The organism is Paraburkholderia domus (assembly GCF_905220705.1).
In the GTDB taxonomy this organism is placed as follows: domain Bacteria; phylum Pseudomonadota; class Gammaproteobacteria; order Burkholderiales; family Burkholderiaceae; genus Paraburkholderia; species Paraburkholderia domus.
Genome location: NZ_CAJNAT010000035.1, coordinates 1 through 12,288, shown reverse-complemented (window position 1 = coordinate 12,288; position 12,288 = coordinate 1). Strand labels below are relative to the sequence as shown.

Here is a 12,288-nt window from a genome sequence, read left to right as displayed (position 1 = left end):
TGGTATTTGCGGCCCGAGATGGGGACGCGCGGGATATCAGGAGCCGAACATCCGCTCAAGCGCATTCTCAAGGTGCGCTCGCATCGCCTTCCCTGCAGCGGGGCCGTCCTTGCGGCGGATTGCCTCGAGCACGGCCATATGTTCGGCCTGCACGAGCCGCTGCCGCTCCACCGTCTTCACGAGCGACAGATTTCGAGACAGATTCATGCTGAACAGAATCTGTTCTTCGATAAACGACATGACCGTAATAAAAAACGGGTTCTTCGACGCGCGCGCCACCGCCAGATGGAACATGAAATCGTCCTGTGCGCCGATGCCCCGAGTTTCGATGATGCGTTCCAGCTGGTCCCACGCATGCTGGATCGCGTCGATGTCGTCGGCCTCGGCCTTGAGCGCCGCCTGTTCGGCCGCACCCGCTTCGGTCACGATGCGAAATTCATAGCAACGGCGGATGTCGGACAGCGTTTCGAGCGGCGCGAAGCGGCGCACATCCGGGTCCGGCCGTCGCGCCACCGTGGTGCCCGAACCGTGCCGCGTCATGATGATCCCGTCTGCCCGCAAGCGCGCGAGCGCCTCGCGCACGGTCGGCCGTGACGTCGCAAAACGTTCGGCCAGTGCGTGCTCGGTAGGCAGCCTCTCGCCTTCCTTGTACTCGCCGTCAAGAATGCGATTGAGGATGTCGCCGTAGATCTTGTCGGGCAAGCCCGTCGTTTTGCGCTCGTTCATCAGCGGTGCTGAAGCAGCTTGTCTGAGTAGGTTCTGATTGTAAGGCAAACCTGTCCCTATCTTGATTTGATATATGCACCATGGCTTGACAGGAATGCCGCAAACACCTGCTGCACGGTGCTCGGCGAGCAAAGCGCCGTTATCACAAAATTTGACAAGCGTTTGATTTACATCCTGACGGACTGCATCTTTTTCAGCGATCATTTAAGCTCGCATCGGTAATAAATTGTCAATGAGTCCGGCCGGGCGCAACGGCCGCGGCATCCGAATCCTTCAAACGCGGAGTCGATATGTACACACGCATCCTTGTAGCGGTCGATGGCAGCCACACCTCGCGCCGTGCATTCGAAGCAGCGCTCGCGCTTGCGAAATCCACCGGTGCCGTCTTGCAGCCGTTCTACGTCGTCGAAAACACGCCGATGTATTTCGAAGCACCCGGCTACGACCCTTCCATTCTGCGTAACCGCCTGGTCGAAGAGGGCAAGGAACTCGGCGCCGAATTCGCTCTGGCCATGGCGGCGCAGGGTGTCAAGGGGGAGATCGTCGTGGGCGAAGCTTCCTCGCTCGACGACGTCTCGGTGGTCGTGCTAAAAGCTGCCGCCGACTTCAACGCCGATCTGCTGGTGATGGGCACGCATGGCCGGCGTGGTTTTCAGCGCCTGATTCTCGGCAGCGTCGCAGAGCGCTGCGTGCGTCAGGCTAGCTTGCCGGTCCTGCTGATCCCGTCCGCTGCGGGGCAAGGTGCGTGAAGACGCCTGAACGCATGGCGACGCACGTTGCAACTGCGTGTGCTTGCTCCATGGAGCGGCTAGCACACGCGGAGCCCTATCTCCAAAATCGGAGCAGCGCCCCATCGCCGAAATGCATAGCAGTCCATAACCACAAGCAGCAACGCAAGGGTGACATTGCTCAAGAGGCCTAACTGCGCGAACGCGTCATTTTGTCGCTAAACGAGGGGCATGGGCGGTGGGACAATCAGTCGTTACTCTTACAAATGGCTGCAGAACATGCTTACTCCTACCGCTGTTACTCGCTCCGCCGGCGCCGCCGATTCCACTCTGACCTCGCCGCCGGCGCGTGGCGGCCGTCGTGCCGCGCCGGCACGGGCGACCGCGCGCACCGCCGCTCGCTGCTCGAGCTGCTCGATGCGGGCGCTCTGCATGCCACAAGGCTTGTCGCCCGACGAACTCACGAAACTCGAAGCGCTGATTTGCACCGCGCGCTCGGTGCAGCGCGGCGAAGCGCTGTATCGCAGCGGCGACCGCTTCGACAATATTTACGCCGTACGTTCCGGCTCCATGAAAACCGTCATGGCGCACCGTGACGGCCGCGAGCAGGTCACCGGACTGCGCCTCGCCGGCGAAGCGCTCGGCCTCGACGGCATCAGCGAAGACGTGCATGCATGCAGCGCCGTCGCCCTTGAAGACAGCACCGTTTGTATCGTCCCCTACCCCGCCCTCAAGTCCCTGTGCCGCGAAATTAGTTCGATGCAGGAACGCCTGCACAAACTGTTGGGCGAACAGATCGTCCGCGAAGCTGGGCAGATGATGGTGCTCGGCTCACTTTCCGCGGACGAACGTGTGGCGGCATTTCTGCTCGACGTGTCGGAGCGCAACGCGCAACGTGGCTATTCATCCGCGGAATTCAATTTGCGCATGACACGCGAAGATATGGGCAGCTACCTCGGCATGACGCTCGAAACCGTGAGCCGCACCTTGTCAAGATTTCAAAAACGCGGCCTGATTGACACACAAGGCAAACACATCCGGATCGTCGATCTGGAAGGCTTGCAGAAGGTGTAAGCCATATGCCCAGGACCTGGCCCGCGCAGCCACGTCCCCGCTCACCGGTTTTTTAGCACGCATTCATCTTGGCATGGCTCCTGCGAGCGGGTACAGTCTTTAGTCCGTCCCCCGCAAGGAGACTTGGCGAAATGAATCGCGACCCCGCCCCGCGTCACCCGCTCGTCCAGCGTCTGATCGACGCGCGTCAAGTGACTGACGCGCTGTTTTCCATCGTCAAACCCGAGTTTCTGTATGACCGGCCGATCCGTGAGCGCCACCGGATCGTGTTTTATGTAGGTCATCTGGAAGCTTTCGATCGTAATCTTTTCGATCAACGCCTGTGCGATTTGCCGGCGTTCGATCCGCACCTCGACCAGCTCTTCGCTTTCGGTATCGATCCTGTCGACGGCGGTTTCCCGACCGATCAACCGGGTGACTGGCCGTCGCTCGACGCGGTGCGCAGCTACGCGTTGCGCGCCCGCGAGCAGATCGACCGCGAACTCGATGCGCTGAGCGACTCGGCGCGAGTCGGCCGCGCGGGCGTGCATGCTGACGCGTCCGAGCAGTTGCTGAACGTCGCGATCGAGCATCGGCTGATGCATGCTGAAACGCTCGCGTACATGCTCCACCAGTTGCCGCTTTCGCAGAAGGTCACCGGGTTGCACGAGCCGGTGCTCACCCGTTCTGAACCGCGTGAGGCTTTGTCGTCGATGGTCAGTGTGCCGGCTGGCGCAACGGTGCTCGGCATGTCGCGTGAGAGTGGGCGTTTTGGTTGGGATAACGAGTTCGGCGAAATGCGCGTTGACGTGCCGGCGTTCGAGATCGACCGCCATATGGTGACGAACGGCGCGTTTCGTGAGTTCATCGAGGCAGGCGGTTATCGCGAACCGAAGTGGTGGACGGACAAGGATTGGGCCTGGAAAGAAGCCGAGCATATCGAGCATCCCGCCTTCTGGTCGCGGCAAACCGCAGGCGATCAAAACAGCGCATGGATGCTGCGCACAATGTTCGACGAAGTGCCCCTGCCGCTCGACTGGCCCGCCTACGTGAGCCACGCCGAAGCCAGCGCCTACGCGCGCTGGGCCGGTAAGACGCTACCTAGTGAAGCGCAATGGCAACGCGCTGCACACGGCGCGCCGCATGCGATGTCGGGCAATTTCGATTTTCGAAGCTGGGATCCGCAGCCGGTCGACGCGCATCCGGACAACGTCAGCGCGTTCGGGGTGGAAGGTCAATTCGGCAATGGGTGGGAGTGGACCTCCACGGTGTTCGACGCCTTGCCGGGATTTGAAGCGTTTCCGTTTTATCCGGGCTACTCCGCCAACTTCTTCGACGGGCAGCACTACGTGATCAAAGGCGGTTCGGCGCGCACTGCGCAATGCATGTTGCGACCGGCTTTTCGCAACTGGTTTCAGCCGCATTATCAGTATGTGTATGCGGGGTTTCGGTGTGTGAGGGTGACTGACAAGTAAACCATAAGCTGACTCTGCGGTATCGGTTTGTGGTTTACCGCAAGCTAGGCCGTGTTTGTGGTTTAGCCGTTACTATTGAGTCGAGCTTGAAAAATTCGGGGAACCACATACGGCGGAGCTTTTAGGCCGAAATGGTGTTGTGAGATTTGCAGGAACCTGGCACATTAACGTGAGAATCCTGCATTTTTCGACGAGGTGCAGATGGGTCCGAAGATGCCCGTGACGGAGGGAGATTTCTTCCGGCAGCCGCTGCACACTGTGTGCATTCGTTTAAAAGGAGACCCGTGGGGCGGTCTGCAGCGCACGCTGCAAAGGTTCAGCGCTGCGCTGTGCTGCAATGCAACGCGCGGATGCAGCGCGCTAAGTCCGAGGAGGTCCGTAGTGGCTCCGGGAGCCCCTCACTTGGGATGCGACTGCTGGCACTCCGTTTCGAACCAATGGTCGACCTGGCGCTGCGCCGCGTGTAGATTCGCTGGGTAGTGGGGGTCGTCGCGCCATGGTGATGGGTTGTAGCCCGCTTTCCTCAGGGCCGAAAGCTCGCTTTGGTGTTGCGACTTCGTCCGAGGCGCGTTGCTTCTAATCGCGGCCAGGTCACGGCACTCCGTTGGGCTCAGATGTGGCCCGCTTTGTGGCATGCCGGCGGGGGCATATCCAGTCAGCAGGAGCGCCAACGCAGCAAGCGTCGAGCAGTTTCTCGTGAGGTTTTCCATAGCGCATCTCCACGCATCCGATTGGCGCAACGCGAGCGGTGCGATGCCGCCGATCGCGCGTGACTTCCGCGTTTATTTTGCCTTAGTCCAGTCACCGGAAGAAGGCCTTCCTTGAGAGCGGGAGCGGAGGACCGGAGATGAGTCTAGCGCGTCTTCGGTAATGTGGCGCGCTCCACGTCGAGCGTGAAGCTGCGTACCGACAGCGTACCGTGCGCCCATAACATCAGACGTGACTCGGGGTACTTGCATTTCGTGGTTGTCGCGACGAAGGCGTTCGCGATGTCTCAGTGCGGCCACGTTGATCGATAACGGGTTTTAGGCTCAAGCCGCCACAGAAGCGTTCTGAAATAAACCGTTACTACTTTGTGAGGCGCGTCGCATAGCGTTGAGATAATCTGAAGTTCGGGCTGGATGGGCCCAGAGCCAGCCGGGGCGACGAGAAGCAGTCGCATAGACCGGCGGCGTTGACCATGGAGATCAACATGCCGGCCGCGGTGCTCCGATAGGCCCACAGCGGATTGCACGTTGCGAAAAGCGGGGAAAGGTCGCATCCGCAATGTTTGGCACTGGGAAACGGTCTTTCGATTTCGGCGTGGCCCGAGTCGAATGCACCGGCCGCCGGCATGGATTGTTCGGCGCCCTCTAACCCTCTAATCAACTTTGCACGCGTACCAATGGACTCCGCCACACCTGACGAACAATTGGTTATTGACTTGTCACTTCAGGCAGTGAAACGGGCGATCGCTGAATCCAAGGCCGCCATCCTTGCCCTCCGGCCATCGGATGAGTATGCCGCCGCCCTCGGCGCCTTAGAGGCAGCACAACGTGCTCTCGATACTCTATAAGTGATAGCTCCGGCCTTCGCGCACGGCAGTGTTGCCTTAAAAGAGATAGCGGATCACGGCGCTGCACGGCTGAGGCAGCAGCCGAATCAGTAAAAGGCACGACTCGAGCGTACCTTCGTTCGGCTGAGGTGGGACCGGAGGTCGACGACTGGAGTCAACGGGCCGGTTCCGGCGCGCGACGAACTCGCAAAACTGGCCCACCTCTTGACGCAGAGTTTGATGGGACGGTGTGGCGAATACGCCTCATTGGCCTGCGCCGCTGTGGGCGATTTGAACAGCAGCGTCACGCTTCTTTTTGGCTTCCGCCTTTTTATGGTCATAGACCTTTTTTGCAGCCGCGACTTCCCTGTTGTATTCGCGATCCGCCGCAGCAACCTGCTGGTGCATTCTTACGATCTCGTCCGGATGTTCGGCGGCAGTTCCTGGGCTCGCGCCAGGATTGCCTTGCGCCCAGACGCATGAAGAAGATACCAATGCTAGGGATACGGTCATCATGACCGCAGTGTTGTTTTTCATAGCGAACTCCTGAGGTGCCTATTTCTACGGTGTCCGGTCTAGGGACGGCGAGTGTTCCAGTCTATACATCTTCGAAAAGGTGTTGTATCGGACTTTGGTCCAATGGCTGCCCCAGACCTTCTCAGTCGAGGCGTAATGCTCCCGCAACAGCGGCCCTGATAGCGAAACACGCTATGTCGCCGGAGGTGAACGCGTTTGCGATCGCGCTGGCGGCCAATAACGCCCGCACGACCATTGACTCGCGGAAATCTTCTTTTTTGCCGACGTTGCGCTTCGGCAACGCGTGTTCCGTCGCGTGTCGACTAATTTTGCTAACGCCACTCGGTTGATCAAGAAGGTGGCTCATACCTACCGCTACTACCTCACGTGTCTGGGCCGTGCTGCCATCGCTGCTGCCTGTTCTCTCACTCGTTTCAGCATCGTTCCCGTTCTGGCCACAGCACACTGAAGTCTTCTCACAAATCGCGAAGACTAAACTCCTTAGCGACCTGAACGAACTGAGCCGACCGCATCAGGCAGAGGTCGGCCACGATCAGACATTCGATGTCGAAGCCTGAGTCGTCAACAATCCAGACTGCGAAGTGCGTACATTCACGCCCAGATCGTCACAGGTAGAAAACTGCTGCGCCGCCCCTTGCACACGGACACCGCAAATCCAGAAACCGAACTCCAGACGCGAAGAACGAGCCTCCTTGACGCGCGGACGTTCGTCGACGACTACGTTGAAGGGTCCAACTCCAGCGTTACGCCAGCAGCGCGGATCACTTGCAGGAAAGCGACCGTATCGCCGACGGCAGCGGTAGCCTGCTCTGCAAGCTCCCATACGGGCGTGGATTTTTCGGCGCTCGCCATCATTGATTCGAGAGCGTCCGAATGAGCGAACCCGTGAGCTACCGCCACCCCGAGAACGGCATCCAGAACGCGTCGGGCCGCCGCCCGGGCATCGACCGGCGCCAGGGGCGCCCGGTTTGCAAGAAAGCCTGCCATCAGCAGAAATTCGGCTGGGCTGATGTGCCGTCCATTGCCAACAGGCACGCCGCCGGTATTGCCGTGATCTGGCCTCATACATAGCCTCCCGCTTTGGAGCACTAAGCGCTGTGAACGCGCGGATCCGTATCGTTACTGCCGATGGCCGTTTCGCAAGGGTTTCCCCGACGGCCGGGTTGCTGTGTGCGGCACCGCACGCCGCTCGATGTCAGGAGCAATGTGTCGGCGAGACATCTGAACGCTGCGACTCCCTCACCAGAACGAACTGGGGCGGACGACGTGTGAAGTGGGGCCTTGCAGCGCGTCTGCGCGCTCGCATGTGGATTCACCGTAATATAGTACAGAAAGAATCACTAATGCCGACTCGCAGCCTCTGTGCATCTCGCGGTAACGACCGACACTCGAATGTGCGAATTTTTTTTGCCGTGTCACGATTGCAGGCTGTAGTATCCTTGATCGGCCCCTGCTCCCATCTAATAGCCACAGCTTTGCTGCTTCACGTCAACCGGCGCCCGCTTCCGAAAGGATGACAATGCGTCGAGACTAGGCCTGTTTGTCCCGCTGGACCCGCAGGAGGGAACGGCGGCTATAGTAGCTATCCAGCAAGTGTCAGATTTTTGAAGGCATTGAAACAATTTGCGAACATCGCCGATCCCTGGCGAGTCCCTTTGGGGTGCTGATCTCGATCGAGCGGACCATTTTTTCGAGGGTATTCATGAAAACGCTGTTTCTGCAGGCACCTTCATTTGACGGCTTCGATGGCGGCGCGGGCTCACGCTTCCAAACGAAGCGCGAGATCCGGTCATTCTGGTATCCGACGTGGCTCGCCCAGCCCGCGGCGCTGGTCGAGGATAGCCGCCTCGTGGATGCTCCCGCAGATGGTTTATCGCTGGACACAACTCTCGACATTGCCCAGGAATATGAACTGGTCATCATTCATACAAGTTCTCCATCGTTCGCAAGCGACGTTCAATTCGCGGAACATTTAAAACGGCGTAAGTCCTCGATCCTCATCGGTATGGTCGGCGCAAAGGTAGCCGTCGATCCTCACGGCTCACTGACCGCGAGCGATGCTCTCGATTTTGTATGCCGGGAAGAATTCGACTTCACGTGCCGCGATATCGCGCAGGGGCTTCCGTTCGAGTCGATTCTCGGCCTTAGCTATCGTCTGCCCGACGGTGCAATCACGCACAACGAAGCCCGGCCGATTCTTGAAGACATGGACCAGCTTCCGTTCGTTGCGCCCGTCTATAAGCAACACCTGACGAGCAAGAATTACTTCAGCGGCTATCTCAAGCATCCCTATGTATCGCTCTACACGGGCCGCGGCTGCAAATCCAGATGCACCTTTTGTCTCTGGCCACACACGGTCGGGGGTCATCGTTATCGCACACGCTCGGTCGAGAACGTCATCGAAGAAGTGAAATGGATCAGGGACAACATGCCCGAGATCAAGGAGATCATGTTTGACGACGATACCTTCACCGACCTCAGACCGAGAGCCGAAGAGATTGCTCGCGGCCTGGGCAAGCTGGGAGTGACATGGTCGTGCAACGCGAAAGCGAATGTGCCTTATTCAACCCTCAAAGTGATGAAGGACAACGGGCTGCGGCTCTTGCTCGTCGGCTACGAGTCCGGTGACGACCAGATCCTCGTGAATGTCAAAAAGGGCCTACGGACCGATATGGCGCGTCAGTTCAGTGACGATTGCCGCAAGCTTGGCATCAAGATCCACGGCACGTTCATTCTTGGGCTTCCCGGCGAGACGCACGAAACGATCGAGAAGACGATCCGGTACGCGAAAGAGATCAACCCCCACACGATCCAGGTGTCGCTTGCGGCGCCCTATCCGGGTACGGTCCTTCATAAGCAAGCGGTCGAGAATGGATGGCTTAATGACGGTAAGGTCATCACCCTCATTAATGACGCCGGCACCCAGGCTGCCGCTATCGGCTATCCACACCTCTCACGCGAAGAGATCTATCGTGGCGTGGAAGAGTTCTATAAGCGTTTTTATTTCAGGCCATCGAAGGTCTGGGAAATCGTTCGCGAGATGCTAGTGAGTTGGGAGATGATGAAACGGCGCCTGCAAGAGGGGGTGGAGTTCTTCAGATTTCTCCGGGCGCGCAAGGCATGACGAGCAAGACCAGGACGAGGCTCGCCAGATAGGCCGAAGAACTGTCTGCGTCGATTACCCGCCCAGCGCAATGATTGCCGTCATCGGCGGAACGCCCAGCGCGGTCAGTGCAAGATCTTGATAGCGGTCCTAACGCTTAAGCGACCGCAGTCGATGAAGCCAGTGAAGTTACTTCCGTTGGCCATGAAATTCGGCAGGCAAGCGTCGCCGTGGATCACTACAAGGTCATACGTCTCCGGGAGCGTCGACAGCAGATCAGCGAGCACATCCGTAGCGGTCTTTCCTTGCCGCTCATTGTCGAAGTCTGCCTCGTCAACGAGCCCGACGTTCACACGATTCTTGGCTGCTGCGATACGCTCCTCCGGGCGATGCTCGAAAGGGCATACTGCGATCGGCACCTCGTGGAGGATACGTAGTACCATCGCCAAAATTCCCACGATTTGAGGGGGGACAAGTCGTTGGCATTGGCCAGATCGAGCCCGGGGACGGCCGTCATCAGCAGCCAGTGGCGGTTATCTTCCGTCGCATCACCAAGCACGGTCGGTCCAGGCACATCTAGCCGTTTCATCCCCTGAAGGCGTTCAACCTCGCCAGGAAGCTCACTTGGCAAGCCAGTGGGTTCGGACTTTAGAAATAGCTCTTCCCCGCCGTCGCAACGAATGCGAAAAACTTCCGCTCCCGATTCTCCAATAACTTGTCGTTTGATCAGTGCTCCAGCGAATCTTTCACGCCACTTGATCGGGATTTGCATGTCGTCATTACGTGGTTTCCTAGCGGAGCTTACATAAGTGCATCGGCAAGATTGTGAACGATCCAGAAATATGCATCGAGCGCGAGCACGAACGAACGGCTGCTTTGGAGCGGGTCGATTGACTGCTCCGGGTCGATCAACGACGTCGGCGTATCCGACGCGCTCGAACGGTCGGGACATTAGGATAGTCCTGAGCAGGTCGCATCAATGCGGCTGGGGAGCATTTACGCGAGGGCTTGATAGTGACAACGAACACTGAAGGACTGGTAGTGGCGCTGAATGCAGCACTAGCAGACAAGAATCAGCGACTCGATGCAGCGATGTCGGCGGGCATCGTTTGATTACGTCAAACTGAAAAATCTGTTAGACCTCGCGCCGCAGTAGGACCACGTACTGCGGACTGCCGTCGCCACGCAGGTCGAAGGCTTGATCGTCAGGGTCATTCTTTCCTCGTCTTCGGTTGTTCGGGCTGCGGGTCATGTCCACGTTGCGTCGGCGCCCTCGTGCACGCATCCGGAGGCGTCACGGAGGTCACGTCGTTGCAGCAGCACGCATAGACCGGAAACCCGTATGAATTCGTGCGGATTATGGTCGTTGGTCCGTGCAGTGGACACACCGCGTTCGCGTTCATGTCGCCTCCCGAAACTCATGGTCAACCGCTTATATCGTACACGCGGCTTGTCAGTTCGGTACGGGCCAAGCACCGATGTGCCGCTGAGATGGAGGCTAACCGGTGCACGCCAGCGCGATCGGCATCTAAGCCGTCGCGGCATCGATAGTCAAACGAAGTTTTTCCGAGGCGGCGACTCACGTGATCGGGCTGTCAGCTTTAGGCCCAGATTCCTGGGAGAGGGTCTTCACGGGCGAGTGATCAACAAATCCCATGCGTGGCCAGCCAACGGTGCAGCCAGAAACCATCGCGGCCCGCCTCGAAAAGGGCGTCATGACTGGCACGATGAACTGCCGGTCCGGCCGCTTGGAAGCGCACTGACGAAGATACGACTGCCGATTTTCGGATTTAGGCAACAGAAGTTAAGAGTCGGCTCTTAGTGACTTCGACGAGGCCGAACAAATCGCCGCCACCGAACCCGACGACATGGACGCCGGCGCCAATGACGAAGCGTTTGTACTCCCCGACACGGGTCTGCCGGATCCGCCGGCACCCACGGGAAGCAAACCGGGACGTAAGCCGTTACCCGCACATCTGCCGCGTCAGCGCATCGAATACGACCTGCCCGAAAGCGCGAAGGTATGTCCGTGCTGCGCGCACGCACTGCACCGCATGGGCGAAGAGATCAGCGAACAGTTGCATATCGAAGTAAAGGCCTCGGTGCTTCAGCACGTGCGCTTCAAATATGCATGCCGCCACTGCGAGCGTCACGCGGAGCGCACGCCGGTGATCACGGCACTCATGCCCGCCCAGCCGTTGCCGGGCAGCAATGCCAGTGCGGCGATGATCGCCACGGTCACTGCGGGCAAATAAGTCGACGGAACGCCGCTATACCGGATGGCCCATGCGCTGGCACGCGCGGACATCGAAGTCGGACGCGGCACGCTGGCGAACTGGATCATCCGGCCTGCTGAGTAGCACTACAGCCGTCTGTATGAGGCGCTGCGCACAACGCTGCTGTCGCAACAGCTGATTCACGGCGACGAGACAACGGTACAGGTGCTCAAGGAGCCGGGCAAAGCCGCCCAGAGCACCTCGTATATGTGGATGTACCGCAGTGCCGAAGACTGCCCTGAGCCCGTCGTGCTGTTCGACGACCAGCCGGGACGCGGGCAGGACTATCCCCGGACGTTCCTCTCCGGCTATAAAGGTCTGCTAATGACCGATGGATATGCCGCATGGCGCACGCTCGAAGGCCCGACGCACTTTGGTTGCCTGGCCCACGCCCGGCGTGCCTTCGTGGATGCCCTCAAGGGCATGAAGAAACCAGGCGGTCGTGCCGCACATGGACTGGAATACTTCAAGGCGCTCTATCAGGTAGAAACACTCGCAAAGGGCGATCTGCCCGAAGGCGAGACGCGGGTCGATTACACCTTCCGGTTGCGTCAGCAACATAGCGTGCCACTGCTTGAGTCGTTGCAGAAATGGTTCGATGAACAAGCGCCGCAGATTCTTCCCGAGAGCCTGCTGGGCAAGGCGATCTCATATACGCGCAACCAGTGGACATACCTCAGCCGCTATGTGAACGACGGACGCGCGCCAATCGATAACAACGTGATTCATGCCGCTAGCGGCATGAGGCAGAGATTTTTTTGGTTGGCGGTCGCGGCAACCAGCGCATCGCCATGTCGTCGGACCTGATCCGCGACCGGTAATCAAAAAAATGTTTGTGCTAAACCGCTCCACAGGC

At 59.0% G+C, this 12,288-nt stretch carries 9 protein-coding genes and 2 pseudogenes; 6 read left to right on the top strand and 5 right to left on the bottom strand.

Features of this window, described 5'->3' with window-relative positions:
* Positions 1–36 precede the first annotated feature (36 nt).
* Entirely contained in the window at positions 37–726 is a 690-nt protein-coding gene (locus KHO31_RS33840) for a FadR/GntR family transcriptional regulator (RefSeq protein WP_201077425.1), read from the bottom strand.
* 290 nt (positions 727–1,016) lie between these two features.
* Between KHO31_RS33840 and KHO31_RS33835 the strand changes: the two genes are divergently transcribed.
* From KHO31_RS33835 to KHO31_RS33825, 3 genes are all read left to right on the top strand, one after another.
* The gene (locus KHO31_RS33835; RefSeq protein ID WP_201077423.1) at positions 1,017–1,475 is read left to right on the top strand and encodes a universal stress protein; all 459 of its coding nucleotides are present in this window, start codon (positions 1,017–1,019) and stop codon (positions 1,473–1,475) included.
* 396 nt (positions 1,476–1,871) lie between these two features.
* The gene (locus KHO31_RS33830; RefSeq protein WP_201085002.1) at positions 1,872–2,528 is read left to right on the top strand and encodes a helix-turn-helix domain-containing protein; all 657 of its coding nucleotides are present in this window, start codon (positions 1,872–1,874) and stop codon (positions 2,526–2,528) included.
* 131 nt (positions 2,529–2,659) lie between these two features.
* The gene (locus tag KHO31_RS33825; RefSeq protein WP_201084977.1) at positions 2,660–3,982 is read left to right on the top strand and encodes an SUMF1/EgtB/PvdO family nonheme iron enzyme; all 1,323 of its coding nucleotides are present in this window, start codon (positions 2,660–2,662) and stop codon (positions 3,980–3,982) included.
* A 398-nt stretch (positions 3,983–4,380) separates the two neighbouring features.
* On the opposite strand, the gene KHO31_RS33820 is transcribed toward KHO31_RS33825, so the two are convergent.
* The 3 genes from KHO31_RS33820 to KHO31_RS33810 form a co-directional block, all read right to left on the bottom strand.
* Positions 4,381–4,692, bottom strand: a complete 312-nt coding sequence (locus KHO31_RS33820; RefSeq protein ID WP_201084976.1) for a DUF4148 domain-containing protein — start codon at positions 4,690–4,692, stop codon at positions 4,381–4,383.
* Between the two features lie 1,088 nt (positions 4,693–5,780).
* Positions 5,781–6,053 (bottom strand): hypothetical protein, encoded by a 273-nt coding sequence (locus tag KHO31_RS33815; protein WP_201077411.1) that lies wholly within the window; start codon positions 6,051–6,053, stop codon positions 5,781–5,783.
* 121 nt (positions 6,054–6,174) lie between these two features.
* Positions 6,175–6,399, bottom strand: coding sequence for a hypothetical protein (locus KHO31_RS33810; protein WP_201077403.1), 225 nt, complete (start codon positions 6,397–6,399; stop codon positions 6,175–6,177).
* A 527-nt stretch (positions 6,400–6,926) separates the two neighbouring features.
* Between KHO31_RS33810 and KHO31_RS33805 the strand changes: the two genes are divergently transcribed.
* Positions 6,927–7,124, top strand: a complete 198-nt coding sequence (locus KHO31_RS33805; protein WP_201077401.1) for a hypothetical protein — start codon at positions 6,927–6,929, stop codon at positions 7,122–7,124.
* Positions 7,125–7,755: 631 nt separating this feature from the next.
* Positions 7,756–9,177 (top strand): hopanoid biosynthesis associated radical SAM protein HpnJ, encoded by a 1,422-nt coding sequence (gene hpnJ, locus KHO31_RS33800; RefSeq protein ID WP_201077399.1) that lies wholly within the window; start codon positions 7,756–7,758, stop codon positions 9,175–9,177.
* Positions 9,178–9,281: 104 nt separating this feature from the next.
* On the opposite strand, the pseudogene KHO31_RS39920 reads toward hpnJ, so the two are convergent.
* Positions 9,282–9,928: pseudogene (locus KHO31_RS39920) on the bottom strand (APH(3') family aminoglycoside O-phosphotransferase).
* A 1,054-nt stretch (positions 9,929–10,982) separates the two neighbouring features.
* Here KHO31_RS39920 and tnpC point away from each other — a divergent pair.
* A pseudogene (tnpC, locus tag KHO31_RS33785) lies at positions 10,983–12,158 on the top strand (IS66 family transposase); the annotation flags it as partial.
* Positions 12,159–12,288: the final 130 nt, after the last annotated feature.

Coding starts and splice junctions, on each gene's coding strand:
- KHO31_RS33840 (WP_201077425.1), bottom strand. CDS start 726: ATGAACGAGCGCAAAACGACGGGCTTGCCCGACAAGATCTACGGCGAC.
- KHO31_RS33835 (WP_201077423.1), top strand. CDS start 1,017: ATGTACACACGCATCCTTGTAGCGGTCGATGGCAGCCACACCTCGCGC.
- KHO31_RS33830 (WP_201085002.1), top strand. CDS start 1,872: ATGCGGGCGCTCTGCATGCCACAAGGCTTGTCGCCCGACGAACTCACG.
- KHO31_RS33825 (WP_201084977.1), top strand. CDS start 2,660: ATGAATCGCGACCCCGCCCCGCGTCACCCGCTCGTCCAGCGTCTGATC.
- KHO31_RS33820 (WP_201084976.1), bottom strand. CDS start 4,692: ATGGAAAACCTCACGAGAAACTGCTCGACGCTTGCTGCGTTGGCGCTC.
- KHO31_RS33815 (WP_201077411.1), bottom strand. CDS start 6,053: ATGAAAAACAACACTGCGGTCATGATGACCGTATCCCTAGCATTGGTA.
- KHO31_RS33810 (WP_201077403.1), bottom strand. CDS start 6,399: ATGAGCCACCTTCTTGATCAACCGAGTGGCGTTAGCAAAATTAGTCGA.
- KHO31_RS33805 (WP_201077401.1), top strand. CDS start 6,927: ATGAGCGAACCCGTGAGCTACCGCCACCCCGAGAACGGCATCCAGAAC.
- hpnJ (WP_201077399.1), top strand. CDS start 7,756: ATGAAAACGCTGTTTCTGCAGGCACCTTCATTTGACGGCTTCGATGGC.